This is a genomic window from Niveispirillum sp. BGYR6, from assembly GCF_027568365.1.
Lineage (GTDB): Bacteria > Pseudomonadota > Alphaproteobacteria > Azospirillales > Azospirillaceae > Niveispirillum.
The window spans coordinates 1-16,957 of record NZ_JANLNL010000024.1; the positions used below are offsets into that span (position 1 = coordinate 1).

Sequence of the window (16,957 nt, forward strand, 5' to 3'; positions counted from 1 at the left end):
ATCTGCCGCCTCATTCGCGCCGCCATCCTCATCGGCTCACCCAAAACACCAATCGCCGCCTGAAATCACCAAAAACAAAACCCCGCCGAATTTCGACGGGGTTTGTCAGCAGTCTGAGGCCGGTACCCTTGGGGGTACCGGCATTTTCAACACACACCCGCAGGGGCTATATTAGCCTTCCGCCTTGTAGCGGTCGAAGCTTTCCTGGATCAGCTTGGCGGCGAAGTCGGCCTCGTCCCAGCGGACGATGCGGACCCACTTGCCATGTTCCAGATCCTTGTAATGTTCGAAGAAGTGGGCGATCTGCTCCACAAGGATCTGCGGCAGCTGACGATAGCTGCTGATGTTGCTGTAGAACGGGTGCAGCTTGTCCACCGGCACGGCCAGGATCTTTTCATCCATGCCGCCATCATCTTCCATCACCAGCACGCCGATGGGGCGCGACCGCAGCACGACGCCGGGGACCACGGGGGTGGTGCCCACCACCATCACGTCGATCGGGTCGCCATCCAGCGCCAGCGTGTGCGGCACGAAACCGTAATTGGCGGGGTAGAACATGGCCGTGTGCAGGAAACGGTCCACGTACAGCGCGCCGCTTTCCTTTTCCAGCTCGTACTTCACGGGCTGGCCGCCCTGCGGGATTTCGATGATGACGTTGATATCCCAGGGCAGGTTTTTGCCGGAGGGGATCTTGCTGATATCCATCGTTGGGCCTTCTTGGCAGCTTTACAACAACAGGGACGGGCGGCACCCGCCTTGAACCGGCCTGCATCCTATCGGAGTGCGGGTGCGAAATGAAGGCCGCGCAAAGGGAGAGCCTCTGTGCATTTCCGCCGCATCTACCTTGGTCGTAGGGACAAGAAAAAGGCCGCCGGGTTGCCCCGACGGCCTTTCCATACAGTCCCCATTCAGGGCCGCAACGGCTTAGGGGATCAACCCTCTGCCGGGGCGTCCTTCTTGGACAGGTCTTCGCCGGTCGTCTGATCGACAACCTTCATCGACAGCTTCACCTTGCCGCGATCATCGAAGCCCAGCACCTTCACCTTCACGGCATCGCCCTGCTTCACCACGTCGGTGACCTTGGCCACGCGCTCGTTCTTCAGCTCGGAGATGTGGACCAGACCGTCCTTGGAACCCAGGAAGTTCACGAAGGCGCCGAAATCCATGACCTTGACGACCTTGCCGTCATAGATCTCGCCCACTTCCGGCTCGGCCACGATGCCCTTGATCCACTTGATGGCGGCGTCGGAGCACTTGCTGTCCACGGCCGACACCTTCACGGTGCCGTCATCCTCGATATCGATCTTGGCGCCGGTCTGCTCCACGATCTCGCGGATCACCTTGCCACCGGAGCCGATCACGTCGCGGATCTTCTCCTTCGGGATGTTGATCACGGTGATGCGCGGGGCATTGCCCGACACTTCGCCGCGCGCCGTGTTCAGCGCCTTGTTCATCTCACCCAGGATATGGATGCGGCCCTTCTGGGCCTGCGCCAGGGCGATCTTCATGATCTCCTCCGTGATGGAGGTGATCTTGATGTCCATCTGCAGGGCGGTGACGCCCGCTTCGGTGCCGGCGACCTTGAAGTCCATGTCGCCCAGGTGATCTTCATCACCCAGGATGTCGGACAGAACGGCGAACTTGTCGCCTTCCTTGATCAGGCCCATGGCAATGCCGGCGATGGGGCGGGCCAGCGGGGCGCCGGCATCCATCAGCGACAGGGAGGTGCCGCAGACCGTGGCCATGGAGGAGGAGCCGTTGGACTCCGTGATTTCCGACACAACGCGCAGCGTGTAGGGGAAATCTTCCTTGGACGGCAGCAGCGGGTGGATGGCGCGCCAGGCCAGCTTGCCATGGCCGATTTCGCGGCGGCCGGGCGAACCCATGCGGCCGGCTTCACCCACGCTGTACGGGGGGAAGTTGTAATGCAGCATGAAGTTTTCGCGGTATTCGCCTTCCAGCGCATCCACGATCTGTTCATCCTGGTTGGTGCCCAGCGTGGCAACGACCAGCGCCTGGGTTTCACCACGGGTGAACAGGGCCGACCCATGGGCGCGGGGCAGGATGCCCACTTCGGCCACGATCGGGCGGATATCAACCGTGGTACGGCCATCAATGCGCTTGCCGGTCTCAATCACCGAACCGCGCAGGATGTCGGCTTCCACTTCCTTGAAGGTCTCGGCAATGGCTTCGGCGCTGAAGGTGCCCTCGGCAACCAGGGTTTCCAGGGCCTTGGCCTTGGCGGCACCCACGGCGGCGTAACGCTGCTGCTTCACGGTGATGGCGTAGGCGGCCTTCACGTCAGCACCAACGGCCTTGTTGACGGCGGCCTTGCAGGCATCCTTGTCAAAGGCCGGCGGCGGTACATCGCGCGGTTCCTTGGCGCAATCTTCCGCCAGATCGATGATCAGGTCGATCACCGGCTGGAACTGGGCATGGCCGAACATCACGGCGCCCAGCATGATCTCTTCCGACAGCTCCTTGGCTTCGGATTCGACCATCAGCACGCCTTCCTGCGTACCGGCCACCACCAGATCCAGGGTGGCATTGTCCATCTGGTCCTGGGTCGGGTTCAGAATGAATTGGCCATTCTCGTACCCGACGCGGGCGGCACCGATGGGGCCCAGGAAGGGCAGGCCGGAAATGGTCAGTGCGGCGGAGGCACCGATCATCGACACGATGTCCGGGTCATTTTCCAGATCATGGCTCAGCACGGTGCAGACCACCTGGGTCTCGCAGCGGTAACCATCGACGAACAGCGGACGGATCGGACGGTCGATCAGACGGCTGACCAGGACTTCCTTTTCCGTCGGACGGCCTTCACGCTTGAAGAAGCCGCCGGGGATCTTGCCCGCGGCGAAGGCCTTCTCCTGATAGTTCACCGTCAGCGGGAAGAAATCCACACCCGGCTTCGGGGACTTGGCGCCAACGGCAGTGGCCAGCACCACCGTGTCGCCGTAGCTGACCATGACGGCGCCATCGGCCTGACGGGCGATCTTGCCGGTCTCGATGACCAGCTTGCGACCGCCCCATTCCATTTCCTTGCGGAAGACCTTGAACATCTTATCGTTCCTTCCATCCGAAACCCGTGACACCCCGGATTGGGTGCCGGGCCGGGGCCCAATCGGACAGCCCCGCCTGTTAAATCTTCACGCCGGTGACCGTTGCCGGTCACCCCAGCCCCCCATCGGGGCGGGCTGGAAGCGAAAACGGCCAGCCGGAAAGGTTCCGGCTGGCCGTCCTCAAACTCTATAAGGGGCCGAAGCCCCCATCTGGCCCCCATCACCACCCATGCCACCGGTGACCAGCCCGCATTCCCCGGCGACACCATCCCCCCGCCCGCCAAAGCGGACCGGAAGGGCAAAGCGTCGGAAGAAGACGGGCATTGTCACAGGCGATGGCACCTTTCCGATCAGGTCGGGAGCGGCGATGGCAACGGCCGGACCCCTGGCCTTAGCGGCGCAGGCCCAGACGCTGGATCAGGGTGTCGTAGCGGGACTTATCCTTGCTCTTCAGATAGTCCAGCAGGCTACGGCGCTGACCGACCATCACCAGCAGACCACGACGGGAATGGAAATCCTTGGCGTGGGTCTTCAGGTGTTCGGTCAGGTTGACGATACGTTCCGTCAGGATGGCAACCTGCACTTCCGGCGAACCGGTGTCGCCTTCCTTGGTCTTGTATTCTTCGATCAGCGCGGTCTTGCGCTCAGCCGTGATCGACATCGCATGTCTCCACTTAGATGATTTCAGGGAAAGCGCACCCGGCCGCCGATGGCGGCCCCTTGACGTGGATTGGGGGCAGCAAGGCCCACAAATAGGTACGCACCCGTTCCCACCGGGGCCGGGCCGGGATGTCGTCCAGCACGGTCCCGCGCGCGAACAGGCGTCAACGGTGCGCGTTTGATGCGCCATCGCACCGATAGGGTCAAGCGGATTCAGTGGGGCTGGGGGCTGACATCCCCGCATGGGCGGCGGGCCGGCGGTCGCCGGCCTCCAACCACCTGAAGCTAAACTGTCAGGCAGATTAGTACCAACCAAGGGGCATGGGACATGACCCTTGGAGGCCGGCGACTGCCGGCCCGCAGGCACGTGCCCGCTGTCAAGCCCGAGCTGCCGGAGGCAGCGCCCGGCGTCTGAGGGAGCATACGAATACCAAGAGCCATGATCCATGGCTCTTGGTATCAGTTCCCGGCGGGAACCCAGGGAATGGAGGCGAACTCCACCCCTTCCTCGCGCAGCTGTTCGGCCTGTTCCCGGCTGGTTTCGCCATAGATGGCGCGGCTTTCCGTCTCGCCATAATGGATCTTGCGGGCCTCATCGGCGAAACGGTCGCCGACATTCTCGGCATTCTGTTCCACCTGGCGGCGGATTTCCCGCAGGGCGCGCAGCATCTCGGCCTGATGGGCCAGTTCGGCATCGCTGGCGGGGGCGGCGGGAACGGTCGGGTTCTCCGCTGCGGCTGGCACCACCGGCTGTTCATCCCGGCTGCGGCCCGATCGGGCGATGGCCGGGGCCATCGGCGCCTTTTCCACGCCGGTATCGCCGCAGACCGGGCAGGTGATCTCCCCCGCCGCCGCCTGTGCGTCATAGGTGGCACCATTGCGGAACCAGCCTTCGAACCGGTGGCCGTGGGCGCATTTCAGGTTGAACAGGATCATGGCCAGCAAAAATCAGTCAAAAACCATCACACGCGATCATAGATGGCGTGAACCGGCGCAACAGGCAATGCCGATATCAACAGATGGGGGCTGCGGAACGGCGGGTCACAGCCCGATATCGTTGGAACAGGGGGCGGCCGGTTCCGGCGGCACATCCTTGAACAGGGCGATGCCGACGGAATCCACCCGCTGCATGGTGCGGCATTGGCCGGGGCCCTGCACCTCGTCGGCCATATCGTCCGCACCGCCGGCAGGGGCATAGATCATCAGCAGATATTGCGCACACGTCCCGCCCAAGCCCGCCGTCCGCCCAATGGGCAGCACCAGCCGGCGCACCAGCTTGCTGTAGCCATCGGAATAGGTGACGAGGTCCAGGCTGGAGAGCGGGCTGAAGGTGCTGGCGCAGATGGCATAGGCCGGCACGATGTCATTGACATAGGAAGGGGGCATCAGCTGTTCCAGCGTCAGCCCGACCGGGTCCACCCCCAGATTGACCGGCACGGCACTGCCGGTCCGCAGGAAGCGGGCCTTGCGGATACCGTCATTCCCCAGCCCCAGCACCACATAGTTCGCCCGAACCGACGGCGGCAGGCGCATTTCATCAAAGGCGGCCAGCGGCACCGACCGGTCCCGCCGGGCGACATCCAGCCAGTAAAGCAGTAGCCGGTGCTGCGCATCATTGGCCAGATCGTGAAGATGGAAGACATCGTGCATGATGGTACAAAGGCTCCTGCGGCCACGCTTCTTTTGTAGCAAAGGCCCGGCAGCGCCCCCAGCTTGGATGAGTGTTCTTATGGATAGCGCGATCCGTCCCTTTGCCCCGGCATCCGCCTGGGTGGCCCGCTTCGCCCCCTTGATTGGGGCGGGAGCCCGTGTGCTGGATCTGGCCTGCGGCGGCGGGCGGCATCTGCGGCACTTCCTGGATCGGGGCTGTGCGGTGACGGGCGTTGATATTGATCTGCGCGGTGTGGCCGATCTGGAAGGCCGGCCGGGGGTGACCCTGCGGGGGCTGGATCTGGAAAATGGCAGCCCCTGGCCGGCCGAGTTGACCGGGTTTGATGCCATCATCGTCACCCATTATCTGCACCGGCCCTTATTGCCGGCTTTGGCCGGTGCGCTCCGCCCCGGCGGTTTCTTGATCTATGAAACCTTTGCCATGGGCAACCAGCGCCATGGCCGCCCGTCCAGCCCCGGCTTTCTGCTGCGCAATGGCGAATTGCTGGGGCTGGCGGCGGCGGAGGGGTTGCAGGTGGTGGCCTTTGAACAGGGCGAAGTGTCCAGCCCCAAGGCGGCGGTGATCCAGCGCCTGTGCGCCCGCCGCCCCACCGGCCCCGCACCCGACCTGCAGGGCGATCCGGAACCGGTGCCGCTGCCACCGGTCTAACTGTTTCCGGTCAGTCGGAAACCGGCTCAGAAATCCAGATCGGTGTAATGTTTGGGCGGGGGCATCCCGGGCAGATGATCGTTCAGCAGCGCGCGGAAGGTGGGCCGGCTTTTGATGCGGGCGTAATAATCCTTGGCGTCCGGATGATCATCCCACGGCACATCCCCCAGATAATCCAGGCAGGAAAGCTGGGTTGCCGCCGCGATATCCGCCATGGAGAAGGCATCGCCGGCCAGCCAGGTCCGCCGTTCCGTCAGCCAGCCAATATAATCCAGATGGTAATGGATATTGGCATGGCCGGCGCGGATGGATTGAGCATGGGGCGTGCCCTGACCGGAGAAGCGCTTGATCAGCTTTTCGCCCACCAGCAGGTCCGTCACCTCGCGGGTGAATTTCACGTCGAACCAGGCGACCAGACGGCGCACCTCCGCCCGTGTCAACACGTCGCGGCCCAGCAGCGGGATGGAGGGATAGGCATCTTCCAGATATTCGGTGATGGCGGCCTGATCGGCAATGATCGCGCCATCCTCCTCCACCAGCACCGGCACCTCGCCGGCGGGGTTCAGGGCCAGGAATTCCTCCCGCCGATCCCAGGGCTTCTCCAGCGCCAGCGCGAAATCCAGGCGCTTTTCCGCCAGCGCCAGCCGGATCTTGCGGGCAAAGGGGGAAATCGGGTGGTGGAAAAGTGTCCGCATCCGTAAAAACGCTCCGCTGCCGCCGGATTTGGCCCGGCGGATCATACAAAGCTGTGCCACAGGCCCCCCGGCGCTGACAAGGCAAAGCTACCCTTTTACCCGTTGGCGGTGCCCCGGCCGGGACGGGCCGCCGCATGGACAGCACGGGTAAAGAATGCCATATGCTAACCGCAGGGTGGAGAAGCGGCACCCGCTATTCGGGATAGATGGTGATGACGGGCAAGGTGGTGGTGCGGCCAATCCAGCCGGAGGATCGTGCTGACTGGCAAGTTTTGTGGGCGAACTATTGCGCTTTCTATAAAACGGACGTGCCGCCCCGCACCACCGATCTGCTCTGGGGCCGCCTGGGCGACCCCAACAGCCCTGTCAACGGACTGGTGGCCCTCGATGGTGGCGGGGAGATTGTCGGTATCTGCCATTATGTGCTGCACCCCCATACTTGGTCGCCGGACCTGCTCTGTTATCTGGAAGATCTCTACACGCGGGAGGATCGGCGCGGGGCCGGGGTGGGCCGGGCCCTGATTGACCATCTCTGCGATCTGGCAGCGGCCGGTGGCTGGCACCGTGTCTATTGGTACACGGAGGAGGGCAACAGCACTGCCCGCCGGCTTTATGACAAGGTGACGGGTGGCCGTGACCGTTTCGTGCGCTACTGCGTCACGCCTGCGGACCGATGATGGCGTGTCTGGTTTATTGCCGCCGCCTGCTGCCGCTGCTGCTTTGCCTGTTGACCCTTCTGCCCGGTGCAATGGACGCGCGGGCTGGCACCCCGGCCGGCATTTTGCGGATCGGGTTGGAGGCGCTGCCCGACACGGCCGATCCGCATCGCTTTTTCGTCCTGACCAGCCGCACCCTTTCCACCCATATTTTCGACGGGTTGACGGTGCTGGACCCGGAAGACCGGCCGCAGCCGGCCCTGGCGACGGGCTGGGAAAAACTGTCGGACACACTCTGGCGCTTTCATCTGCGCCATGATGTGACATTCCATCGCGGCGGCCGTTTCGATGCCTGGGATGTCGCCTACAGTTTCTGCAGGTTGACTACCATTGGCACGGCGCGGGTGCCGCTGGTGGGGCGGGTCCGGGAGGTGGAGGTGGAGGCGGCGGACAGCCTGCTGCTGCACCTGTCCCTGCCGGACCCGGCGCTGGCGGAAAATCTGTCAACCATCTTCATCCTGGATGCCCCGCCCGGCTGGGCCGGTCATTACCGTGACGGCGGCTGTGATCAGCCGGTGACTGATAAGGCGGACATGGTCGATGATCTCAGCATCGCCAATGGCACCGGTCCCTATATCCTCACCGCCTTCAGCCCGGGTGCGCGGGCGAGCTTGCGCCGTTTTGACGGTTATTGGGGCAGGAAGCCGGATTGGCCGCTGGTGGAACTGCTGCGGATGGATGATCCGACTGACCGCAACCGCGCCCTGCTGTCGGGGGAGGTTGATCTGGTCAATGCGGTGATGCCGCAAAGTCTGGCCCATTTCGCGGACCGGCCCGACATCAAGCTGGTCTATGGACCGCTGCAGCGCAGCTGGCTGCTGCTGTTGAACCAGCGCCCGGGGGCCTTTCCGGATGCCAAGGCCAACCCGCTGGCCGATGCGCGGGTGCGCCGGGCGATCATGCTGGCGATCGACCGGCCGATGCTGGCGGAGCGGCTGATGATGCCCGGCGCGGAGCCGGGCTGGCAGTTGATCCCGTCCGGGCATAGCGGCTTTCAGCCCGATTTGCCCCGGCTGGATATTGACCTGCCGGCCGCGCAGACCCTGATGCGACAGGCCGGGCTGCAAGCCGGCCTGTCGCTGACCCTGGATGTGCCGGAAATGGCGGAAAAGCTGGGCCAGGTGCTGGCCCGGTCGCTTTCCCAGCTGGCTATCCGTACCGACATCCGGGTCAATAATCTGACCGCCAATCATGATCGGGCGCGGTCGGGGGCGTTTCAGCTGCTGCTGGTGTCCGTCAATATGTTGTCGACCGACTATACTGGCTTGATGCGGTCCCTGCTGGGCTCTGCCCGTCTGGGGCCCGGCTATGCCATGCTGAATTATGGCGGCTATGACAATCCGGTCATGGATCGATTGGTGACCGATGCCATGACACTGGCTGATGATGACCCGGCCCTGGCTGAAATCTATCACCAGGTCGCCATGCTGGAACAGACGGATGTGCCGCTGATTCCGCTGGTCCATAGCGGGCGGGTATGGGCAATGCGCGCCAGCCTGGATTTTCCCCACCGGCGGGATGGGCTGACGCTGGCCATGGATGTGCGGCCGACAGGGCATTGAACCCGCAGGCGGCCGAACCCTATCTGGCAGAGAGTATCGTCATTGTCTATTTGCACGCAAAAGACGTATCCTGTCAGGGGCCCTGCGGGGAGGTTGTCAGCAGCAGCAGAGGATGCGTGGCCGTGGCGGATTTCACGATTTCAGCACCGGTTCCCTCAGACGAAGCCGACTGGCGGCGGAACTGGGCGCTCTATCTGACCCGCTATGAGGTCGATGTGGCGCCGGCGACGACGGATAAGGTCTGGCATCGGTTGCTGGACCCGCTCTCCGCGACCAAAGGGCTGATCGCCCGCGATGCCGATGGCCGGGGCATTGGCTTTTGCCATACCATCCAGCATGAAATCACCTGGACCATCGAACCGGTGCTGTATCTGGAGGATATGTTCGTCGCACCCGAGGCCCGCCGCCAGGGCGTGGCACGGGCGCTGCTGCTGCGGTTGATCCAGCAGGTACGGGAAAAGGGTCTCAGCCGGCTTTACTGGATGACCCGCGTCAATAATGAGCCGGCCCGCGCCCTTTATGACCAGTTGACCGGGGGACCGGACGCCCTGGTCCGCTATACGCTGCGTCTGGACCGGCAGCGCGGTACCCTGGCCACAGCGGCCATCGATGTCGGCTGACGATATCGGTTGAAAAGGGCCGCACCCTGCTATGGTCCATGGTAAGTTGGGACGTCTCCCAGTGGACGTCCCGCCCTGTTTCCGACCGGCCCTTTCCACCTATCCATTCCGCACTACACTCTCAGCCGGTTTTCTCCTTGGGTGCTGCGGGGTTTGGCCGCTCCACGGTCTGAACGGTGGATGATGAACGATAAACGGGAATTGCTGCGGTCCTTGCGGATCGAACCGGACCAGCGCCGCGATGAAGCATCGGCACCACCCCGCCGCCGGCCCCCGCTGACGCTGGTTTCCGTCTTGCTGCTGCTGGTGGGCGGGGGTGCCTATATGTTGGGCCGGGCCTCTGCCCCGGAACCGGCGGCCCCTCTGGTCAGCCGGCCTTCGCCTTCGGTCACGGGTGCGGCCGCACCGGCAGCCGCTTCCCCCGCCGCACCGGCGGCGCCCCGTGCGTCTGGCCTGATTGCCTCGGGCTATGTCGTGGCCCGGCGCACGGCCACCGTCTCGGCCGAAATCACCGGCCGGGTGCAGGATGTGCTGGTGGATGATGGCATGGTGGTCCGCCAGGGGCAGGAGGTGGCGCGCCTGGATGACACGTTGGCCCGCATCGATTTGGAACTGGCCAAGGCGCGGGTGGCCTCTGCCGCCGCGCAGATCGATGCGCTGAATGCTGACTTGAAGGATGCCGAACGCATTTTGCAGCGCATTTCCTCCCTCTCGCGTGCCGCCAACGCATCAGAGGCGGAACTGACCCGCGCCCAGGCGCGGGCCGACACGCTGCGGGCCCAGATCAAAGGGGCCAGGGCCGATCTGGAGGTTGCCCGCATCACCGTGGAACGGCAGGCCGAAACTGTCGACCGCCATATCATCCGCGCACCGTTCGATGGGGTGGTGATCGACAAGAATGCCCAGCCGGGGGAAATCATCTCCCCCATGTCGTCGGGCGGCTTCACCCGTACCGGCGTCTGTACCCTGGTGGATATGAACAGCCTGGAGGTGGAGGTGGATGTGAACGAGGCCAATATCGGCCGCGTCCGCCCCGGCCAGCCGGTGGAAGCCGTGCTGGATGCCTATCCCGACTGGAAGATCAAGGCCAGCGTCATCGCCATCATTCCCACCGCCAACCGCGACAAGGCCACCATCAAGGTGCGGATCGGGCTGGCGGAGAAGGATCCGCGCGTGCTGCCCGAAATGGGCGCCAAGGTGACATTCATCGAAAGCTGATGCCGCCCACCCGCCACGCGTGCGGGCAGGCCGGCAGGGGACGAGCTTGGGGGAGAGGTTTATGGGCGCATTGATCGATATCCGGCGGGCCTCCAAGCGCTTCGTCAAGGGCCGCGAGACCATCACCATTTTCGACAAGCTGGATCTGGTGATCAATGAAGGCGACTTCGTTGCCATCATGGGCCCCAGCGGATCGGGCAAGACCACCTTGCTGAACCTGCTGGGCGGCATCGACCGGGCGACGGAGGGGGAGATCAGCTTTGGCGGCGTCCGGTTGGACCAGTTGACGGAGGGGCAGCTTTCCGGCTGGCGGGCGGCCAATGTCGGTTTCATCTTCCAGTTCTACAATCTGATGCCGATGCTGAACGCGGCCCGCAATGTGGAACTGCCCCTGCTGTTGACCCGGCTGGGCAAGGGGGATCGCGCCCGCCGGGTGCAGGCGGCCCTGGAAATTGTCGGCCTGGGCGACCGGGCCAAACATTTCCCGCGCGAAATGTCCGGCGGCCAGCAGCAGCGCGTGGCCATCGCCCGCGCCATCGTTGCCGACCCGAAGATGCTGCTCTGCGATGAGCCGACGGGCGATCTGGACCGCAAGACGGCCGATGAAATCCTCTCGATGCTGCAATTGCTGAACCGGGAGATGGGCAAGACCATCATCATGGTGACGCATGATCCGGAAGCGGCCCGCTATGCCAGCCGGGTGCTGCATCTGGACAAGGGCCGCTTCATTGAGCAGGGGGCCATGGCATGAATGATTTTTCCATCGTGCTGGCCAACCTGTTCCGGGCCAAGCTGCGCACCAGTTTGATGCTGGTGGCCATCTTCTTCGCCTTCCTGATCTTCGGCGTGCTGGCTGGGGTGCAGAATGGCTGGGACAATATCGGCAACAGTGGGGCCGATAACCGGCTGGTCACCACCAACAAGATCAATTTCACCCAGCCGCTGCCCATTTCCTATATTGACCGCATCCGCGCGGTGGAGGGGGTGGAGAAGGTCACCTATGCCAACTGGTTCGGCGGCTTCTATCAGGAACCGCGCAATGTGCTGGTGACCTTTGCGGTGGAGCCGGAAACCTATCTCGATATCTATCGCAGCGATTTCGCCCTGACACCGGCGGCCGAGGCCGCCTTCCTGGCGGACCGCACGGCCATGGTCGCCGGGGCCACGCTGGCGGAAAAGAATGGCTGGAAGGTGGGGGACAAGATCCCGCTGAATTCCAACATCTATACCAACAAGGCGACCGGCAAGCGCGTCTGGGATTTCACCCTGGTCGGGTTGCTGGAACCGGTGAAGGAAGAGGCGAACCCCAATTTCGTGCTGTTCCACCATAAATATTTCAATGAATCGGTGACCTTTGGCCAGAACACGGCCGGTTATGCGCTGCTGCGCACGGTGGATAAATCGGTCAATGCGGCGGTGGCGGAAAAGATCGATGCCATGTTCGCCAATTCTCCGGCTGAAACCGCCACCGATACCGAAAAGGCCTTCAACAAGGCCTTTGCCAGCCAGTTGGGCAATATCACCCTGATCATATTGCTGGTGGTGGGCTCGGCCTTCTTCACCATCCTGATGATCGTCGGCAACACCATGGTGATGGCGGTGCGCGAACGCGCGCGGGAAATCGGGGTGATGAAGACGCTGGGCTTCCGCGATGCCCGCATCTTCCGGCTGGTGCTGGGCGAATCGCTGCTGCTGGCCCTGCTGGGCGGATTGCCGGCGCTGGGGCTGGCAGCCGTGATGCTGGGGATGATCCGCCAGCTTGTTGCCCTGCCGGGGCTGGAACTCTCCCCGCCCTATCTGGCGCTGGGCCTTCTGTTCATGCTGGCGCTGGGCCTGATCACCGGGCTGATCCCGGCCTGGAAGGCCCTGCGGCTCAATATCGTCACCGCGCTTGGCCGGCAATAGGGGGAAGGGGCGGATGCGAATCCTCAATCAGATCATCGCCGTTTGCACCATCAACCTGAAAAGCCTGCCGCAGCGCTTCTGGCTGTCGCTCTCCACCGTGATGGCGGTGGCGCTGGTGGTGGGGGTGCTGCTGGCCTTTCTGGCCATGGCCGCCGGTTTCCAGCAGACGCTGAACGGTACCGGCTCGGCCAATGTCGCCCTGCTGCTGCGCGATGGCTCACAGCAGGAAGTGAACAGCAGCATCACCCTGGAACAGACCCGCCTGATTGCGGAGGCACCGGGCATTGTGCGCAAGCCCGATGGCAGCGCCCTGATGTCGGCGGAGCTTTATGTCATTGTCGATGCGGTGAAGCGGGCCAGCGGGCTGAAATCCAACATCCCCCTGCGCGGGGTGGGGCAGGATGCGCCGGCCCTGCGCGACGGCTTCACCCTGGTGGCGGGCCGGATGCTGCAGCCCGGCAGCAATGAAATCATCGTCGGTCAGGCGCTGAACAAGGAATTTGCCGGCTTCGATCTGGGCCAGGAACCCCGTATCGGTGGCGTCACCTGGAAGGTGGTGGGCGTCTTCGCCATGCAGGGATCGGTCTTCGAATCGGAACTCTGGGCCGACCTGCCGGTGGTGCAGGGTCTGTTCCGCCGGGGCTCCATCACCCAGACGGTGCGGCTGCGCCTGACCGGGGCGGACGCGCTGGTTGGGCTGCAGCGCTACAGCGACGATGAACCCCGGCTGAAGCTGAAGGCCTTCTCGGAAAAGGAATATTTCGCTGGCCAGTCATCGGGTACGGTGAAGCTGATCCAATATGCCGGCTGGCCGCTTTCCATCGCCATGGCCGTGGGGGCCTTGGCCGGCGCGCTCAACACCATGTATAGCTCGGTCGCCTCGCGCTCGCGGGAGATTGCCACCTTGCGCTGCCTGGGCTTTGGTGGGTTTCCGGCCTTTGTCGGCACCCTGGTGGAAAGCCTGGCGCTTTCGCTGATTGGCGGGCTGCTGGGCACGCTGGTGGTCTGGCTGCTGTTCGATGGTTTCACCACCTCCACCCTGGGCCAGGGCTTCACCCAGATCGTTTTCAGCCTGTCACTGACCCCGGCTTTGATGGTGCAGGGGGTGGTGCTGGCGCTGGTGGTGGGGCTGATCGGCGGCTTCTTCCCCGCCCTGCGCGCGGCCCGACTGCCCATCGTCGCGGCTTACGCCCAGGGATAGGGGAGGGGGGCGGCTTACCCCTTCAGAACCGTTCCGACAGCCAGATGGCGGCGCGTGCGCCGGCCTTGATCAGGCCGGACAGCACGGGATAGCCGGTGGCCAGCTCCGCCTCATGCGCCAGCCCGATATCGCGGTGCTCCAGTTCCTCGGCGCGGAACTGCTCAATGGTCTGCTTCAGTGGGGCCTGATCCGGCCCCAGCTCCTCGGCCTGGGCGGCATAATGCTGGTCGATCACGGTTTCCACCGCCACGGTGCAGGCCATGGCGGCCCGTTCCCCCAGCAGGGCCGTCCCAGCCCCCAGCGCCCAGCCGGCCACATGCCAGAAGGGCTGCAGCCCGGTGGGGCGTACCTGCTGTTCGGCGATCAGCCGGTCGAAGGTCTGCTTATGCACCTGTTCCTGTTCCGTCATATGGCGGATCAGGTCGCCCTTGGGCCCCTTGCCCAGCACGGCCAACTGGCCCTGATAGATGCGCACCGCGCCATATTCCCCGGCATGGTCCACCCGGATGATGCGATCCAGCGTGGGGGCCGGGTCGCCGGGCAGGCGGCGGGGGCGGGTGCTTGTCCCTGCCGCGGCCGTCCCTTGCCCCAGCGGGCGCGGCGTCAGCAGGGGGGCCGGCTTCACGCGCGTTTCATTCTGCTGTGGGTCGCTCATCATGCCTCCTTCTGCGCGCTGGCGGCGATAAAGGCGAATAGGGCCAGCGCCCCACTGAAGATGGCGTTGAAAGCGGCGATGGAAATGCCGAACAGCGACCAGGGGATTTGGTCGCAGCGGGTAACGGGGGCGGCCAGGATGGCGGCGCGCAAATCCTCCAACCCGCCGCTGCCGCCCATCGGGGCGGTGCAGGCGGTGAAGCCCTGCCACCAATGCTGTTCCACCCCGGCATGGAACAGGGCAACGCCAGCCCCGCAGAGCAAGGCCGTGCCGCCCAGATTCAACACCAGCCGTCGCGCCCGCGCCGGCGTGCCCGGCACCAGGCCGGGCAGCAACAGGGCGATGGCGGCGAAATAGGCCCATCGCTGCCACCAGCACATCTCGCACGGGGCCAGCCCGCCCAGATATTGCGAGCCGAAGGCGATGGTCAGGGCCGTCATGCTGGCGGCGATCAGCCCCAGCATCGGCAGGTGGCGGTGGCCCAGCAGGCCGGCGGCAGGTGTGGTGTCGTTCTGCATCATGCTGCTTATATAGCGGGCGCAGCCGCGATCCGGAAAGGCCCCGCTTGCGCCGGAGCCGGGGGCGGATGGCCGCAGCGATTTTTCTGCACGAAATCGGTTGACCGCGCGCCACAGTTCGTTCATATGCAGAGCCCTTGCGTCAGCAAGCCCGGTGCCCCCGTGGCGGAATGGTAGACGCGGCAGACTCAAAATCTGTTGCCGGCAACGGCGTGTTGGTTCGAGTCCGACCGGGGGCACCACTTTAAAATCCCAAAATATATCCGGTTGACTGCGCATCTCTGTGGGTGGCGCCCGTATCCTGCTTGTTGCTTGGATGCTTCAAGGATAGCTTCCTTTCCTCCATGACAAGAGAGGGAAGGACAAGCCCATGGTTTCCCGCCTGATCCATTCATTGCTGCTGGGGGCGACCCTGCTGGCGGCCCCGGCGCTTACCGCCCATGCTGCCGACCTGCCGGCGGCCTTGGCGCCCGTGCTGGCCGGCGACCATCGTTCAGAGGCGAATCGCGCCCGCGATGTCTGGCGTCATCCGGTGGAAACGCTGGATTTCTTTGGCGTGGCGCCGGGCCAGCGCGTGGTGGAGATCTGGCCGGGTGCCGGCTGGTATTCAGAGGTGCTGGGGCCCTTGCTGCGCGACAATGGCACCTACATTGCCGCCACGCCGGATACCAATGGGGCGTCGGATGGCATGAAGGCCTCGGTCCAGCGCTTCAAAGACAAGCTGGCCGCCCGTCCCGATCTCTATAAGAGCACGCAGGTGGTCGCCTTCGGCCCCAACGCCCTGGCCTTCGTCCCGGCCAACAGCGTGGATCGCGTGCTGACCTTCCGCAATGTTCATAACTGGATGGCGGCCGGCTGGGCCGAACAGGCTTTCAAGGCCATGTTCGCTGCCCTGAAGCCGGGCGGCGTGCTGGGTGTGGTGGAACACCGCGCCAATAATGACCAGCCGCAAGACCCCAAGGCCCCCACCGGCTATGTCCGTCAGGATTATGTGATCAAGCTGGCCACCGATGCCGGCTTCAAGCTGGTCGCGCTATCGGAAGTCAATTCCAACCCGCGCGACAGCAAGGACCATCCGCAGGGCGTCTGGACCCTGCCGCCGACCCTGGCCCTGAAGGATCAGGACAAGGCGAAGTACACGGCAATCGGGGAAAGCGACCGTATGACCCTTCGCTTCGTCAAGCCGGGGGCCTGATCGGTCAGCCATGCAGGGGGAGCGGTCATCTCCCCCTGCCCAAGCCCAATTTTCGGGCTTACATTGGGTTGGTCACAGGGATGCAACACGGTTTTCACTTTTCTTCAAAAAACCTGTTGCATCGGTTTTGCTGTGCGCCTATACAGCGCCTCCCACGACGACGGGCCGGACGGTTTGTCAAGTTGTGGGGCGGGGTGATGGTGGTTTTGGCCAGTATCACCGACGGTTCTTTGAAGGCTTCGGCCTTCGGACAAGTTAAGTGATCTATCGTGCTGTTGGGTGAGCTGTTCGCCAGACTTGGTTCTGGTGGGCGTTTTGCTTGATGGTCCGTTGACCGGTTTGGTTCTGTGCTTTTTGTAGCGCTTCGGCGCTGCGGAGAAAAAAGTTCAGGACGGTGAAAAAAACGGTTGACGGGTTGGTTGGAGGTGTTTAGAAAACGCTCCACCAACGACGGCGGCGCCGCTGCCGACGATGGATTTGCAGTCTCTGGCGGATGCGCTGGTTGATTGCGCGGCATGAACCTCCTGCTTTTGTGGGTGCCGGTGTCGACTGGGTTTCCGGTCGGGATGAAGGGTTTTCGGCTTTTGGGCCGGGTTCTTGGACAAGTAAATCGATTGAGAGAAGGGATGC

General features: G+C 63.9%; 18 protein-coding genes and 1 tRNA gene. 10 read left to right on the forward strand and 9 right to left on the reverse strand.

Translation table 11 applies throughout. The annotated features are described in order from the left end of the window. Window positions 1–171: 171 nt before the first annotated feature. From ppa to PCJ49_RS24420, 5 genes are all read right to left on the reverse strand, one after another. Entirely contained in the window at window positions 172–705 is a 534-nt protein-coding gene (gene ppa / locus PCJ49_RS24400) for an inorganic diphosphatase (protein WP_089288714.1), read from the reverse strand. A gap of 227 nt (window positions 706–932) precedes the next feature. Further along, entirely contained in the window at window positions 933–3,062 is a 2,130-nt protein-coding gene (gene pnp, locus PCJ49_RS24405; RefSeq protein WP_269913275.1) for a polyribonucleotide nucleotidyltransferase, read from the reverse strand. Window positions 3,063–3,453: 391 nt separating this feature from the next. Further along, entirely contained in the window at window positions 3,454–3,723 is a 270-nt protein-coding gene (rpsO, locus tag PCJ49_RS24410; protein WP_089288718.1) for a 30S ribosomal protein S15, read from the reverse strand. A gap of 458 nt (window positions 3,724–4,181) precedes the next feature. Next, the gene (locus tag PCJ49_RS24415; protein WP_089288858.1) at window positions 4,182–4,658 is read right to left on the reverse strand and encodes a DUF1178 family protein; all 477 of its coding nucleotides are present in this window, start codon (window positions 4,656–4,658) and stop codon (window positions 4,182–4,184) included. Window positions 4,659–4,763: 105 nt separating this feature from the next. Further along, window positions 4,764–5,372 carry a hypothetical protein gene (locus PCJ49_RS24420; protein WP_269913276.1) on the reverse strand — a complete coding sequence of 203 codons (609 nt, stop codon included), beginning with the start codon at window positions 5,370–5,372 and terminating at the stop codon, window positions 4,764–4,766. Between the two features lie 79 nt (window positions 5,373–5,451). On the opposite strand from PCJ49_RS24420, the gene PCJ49_RS24425 reads away from it, so the two are divergent. Next, complete coding sequence (locus PCJ49_RS24425) at window positions 5,452–6,042, forward strand: methyltransferase domain-containing protein (protein ID WP_269913277.1); 591 nt, start codon at window positions 5,452–5,454, stop codon at window positions 6,040–6,042. 26 nt (window positions 6,043–6,068) lie between these two features. Here the strand turns inward: PCJ49_RS24425 and PCJ49_RS24430 are convergent, their stop codons facing one another. Further along, on the reverse strand, window positions 6,069–6,737 hold the full coding sequence (locus PCJ49_RS24430; RefSeq protein ID WP_269913278.1) for a glutathione S-transferase family protein: 669 nt from the start codon (window positions 6,735–6,737) through the stop codon (window positions 6,069–6,071). A 212-nt stretch (window positions 6,738–6,949) separates the two neighbouring features. Between PCJ49_RS24430 and PCJ49_RS24435 the strand changes: the two genes are divergently transcribed. From PCJ49_RS24435 to PCJ49_RS24465, 7 genes are all read left to right on the forward strand, one after another. Next, window positions 6,950–7,414 carry a GNAT family N-acetyltransferase gene (locus tag PCJ49_RS24435; RefSeq protein ID WP_269913279.1) on the forward strand — a complete coding sequence of 155 codons (465 nt, stop codon included), beginning with the start codon at window positions 6,950–6,952 and terminating at the stop codon, window positions 7,412–7,414. Continuing rightward, complete coding sequence (locus PCJ49_RS24440) at window positions 7,411–9,015, forward strand: ABC transporter substrate-binding protein (protein WP_269913280.1); 1,605 nt, start codon at window positions 7,411–7,413, stop codon at window positions 9,013–9,015. Before PCJ49_RS24435 ends, PCJ49_RS24440 begins: the two co-directional genes overlap by 4 nt. A 122-nt stretch (window positions 9,016–9,137) precedes the next feature. Beyond that, on the forward strand, window positions 9,138–9,635 hold the full coding sequence (locus PCJ49_RS24445) for a GNAT family N-acetyltransferase (protein WP_089290602.1): 498 nt from the start codon (window positions 9,138–9,140) through the stop codon (window positions 9,633–9,635). Between the two features lie 180 nt (window positions 9,636–9,815). Then, window positions 9,816–10,853, forward strand: a complete 1,038-nt coding sequence (locus tag PCJ49_RS24450) for an efflux RND transporter periplasmic adaptor subunit (RefSeq protein ID WP_269913281.1) — start codon at window positions 9,816–9,818, stop codon at window positions 10,851–10,853. Between the two features lie 61 nt (window positions 10,854–10,914). After that, the gene (locus tag PCJ49_RS24455) at window positions 10,915–11,604 is read left to right on the forward strand and encodes an ABC transporter ATP-binding protein (protein WP_269913282.1); all 690 of its coding nucleotides are present in this window, start codon (window positions 10,915–10,917) and stop codon (window positions 11,602–11,604) included. Then, complete coding sequence (locus tag PCJ49_RS24460) at window positions 11,601–12,758, forward strand: FtsX-like permease family protein (protein WP_269913283.1); 1,158 nt, start codon at window positions 11,601–11,603, stop codon at window positions 12,756–12,758. Before PCJ49_RS24455 ends, PCJ49_RS24460 begins: the two co-directional genes overlap by 4 nt. A gap of 13 nt (window positions 12,759–12,771) precedes the next feature. Then, window positions 12,772–13,959, forward strand: coding sequence for an ABC transporter permease (locus PCJ49_RS24465; protein WP_269913284.1), 1,188 nt, complete (start codon window positions 12,772–12,774; stop codon window positions 13,957–13,959). 22 nt (window positions 13,960–13,981) lie between these two features. On the opposite strand, the gene PCJ49_RS24470 is transcribed toward PCJ49_RS24465, so the two are convergent. Continuing rightward, window positions 13,982–14,617, reverse strand: coding sequence for a demethoxyubiquinone hydroxylase family protein (locus tag PCJ49_RS24470; RefSeq protein WP_269913285.1), 636 nt, complete (start codon window positions 14,615–14,617; stop codon window positions 13,982–13,984). Continuing rightward, a complete protein-coding gene (locus tag PCJ49_RS24475) occupies window positions 14,614–15,135 on the reverse strand; it encodes a disulfide bond formation protein B (RefSeq protein ID WP_269913286.1) in 522 nt (173 codons plus the stop codon). Before PCJ49_RS24475 ends, PCJ49_RS24470 begins: the two co-directional genes overlap by 4 nt. A gap of 153 nt (window positions 15,136–15,288) precedes the next feature. Here PCJ49_RS24475 and PCJ49_RS24480 point away from each other — a divergent pair. Next, window positions 15,289–15,374: transfer RNA gene (locus PCJ49_RS24480), tRNA-Leu, on the forward strand. Window positions 15,375–15,502: 128 nt separating this feature from the next. After that, the gene (locus tag PCJ49_RS24485) at window positions 15,503–16,327 is read left to right on the forward strand and encodes a methyltransferase (protein WP_269913287.1); all 825 of its coding nucleotides are present in this window, start codon (window positions 15,503–15,505) and stop codon (window positions 16,325–16,327) included. A gap of 386 nt (window positions 16,328–16,713) precedes the next feature. On the opposite strand, the gene PCJ49_RS24490 is transcribed toward PCJ49_RS24485, so the two are convergent. Continuing rightward, window positions 16,714–16,957: hypothetical protein (locus tag PCJ49_RS24490; protein ID WP_269913288.1), on the reverse strand; the 244-nt coding region annotated here is incomplete at its 5' end.

Coding starts and splice junctions, on each gene's coding strand:
- PCJ49_RS24440 (WP_269913280.1), top strand. CDS start 7,411: ATGATGGCGTGTCTGGTTTATTGCCGCCGCCTGCTGCCGCTGCTGCTT.
- PCJ49_RS24430 (WP_269913278.1), bottom strand. CDS start 6,737: ATGCGGACACTTTTCCACCACCCGATTTCCCCCTTTGCCCGCAAGATC.
- PCJ49_RS24420 (WP_269913276.1), bottom strand. CDS start 5,372: ATGCACGATGTCTTCCATCTTCACGATCTGGCCAATGATGCGCAGCAC.
- PCJ49_RS24425 (WP_269913277.1), top strand. CDS start 5,452: ATGGATAGCGCGATCCGTCCCTTTGCCCCGGCATCCGCCTGGGTGGCC.
- PCJ49_RS24485 (WP_269913287.1), top strand. CDS start 15,503: ATGGTTTCCCGCCTGATCCATTCATTGCTGCTGGGGGCGACCCTGCTG.
- pnp (WP_269913275.1), bottom strand. CDS start 3,062: ATGTTCAAGGTCTTCCGCAAGGAAATGGAATGGGGCGGTCGCAAGCTG.
- PCJ49_RS24455 (WP_269913282.1), top strand. CDS start 10,915: ATGGGCGCATTGATCGATATCCGGCGGGCCTCCAAGCGCTTCGTCAAG.
- rpsO (WP_089288718.1), bottom strand. CDS start 3,723: ATGTCGATCACGGCTGAGCGCAAGACCGCGCTGATCGAAGAATACAAG.
- PCJ49_RS24460 (WP_269913283.1), top strand. CDS start 11,601: ATGAATGATTTTTCCATCGTGCTGGCCAACCTGTTCCGGGCCAAGCTG.
- PCJ49_RS24475 (WP_269913286.1), bottom strand. CDS start 15,135: ATGATGCAGAACGACACCACACCTGCCGCCGGCCTGCTGGGCCACCGC.
- ppa (WP_089288714.1), bottom strand. CDS start 705: ATGGATATCAGCAAGATCCCCTCCGGCAAAAACCTGCCCTGGGATATC.
- PCJ49_RS24470 (WP_269913285.1), bottom strand. CDS start 14,617: ATGATGAGCGACCCACAGCAGAATGAAACGCGCGTGAAGCCGGCCCCC.
- PCJ49_RS24465 (WP_269913284.1), top strand. CDS start 12,772: ATGCGAATCCTCAATCAGATCATCGCCGTTTGCACCATCAACCTGAAA.
- PCJ49_RS24435 (WP_269913279.1), top strand. CDS start 6,950: ATGACGGGCAAGGTGGTGGTGCGGCCAATCCAGCCGGAGGATCGTGCT.
- PCJ49_RS24450 (WP_269913281.1), top strand. CDS start 9,816: ATGATGAACGATAAACGGGAATTGCTGCGGTCCTTGCGGATCGAACCG.
- PCJ49_RS24415 (WP_089288858.1), bottom strand. CDS start 4,658: ATGATCCTGTTCAACCTGAAATGCGCCCACGGCCACCGGTTCGAAGGC.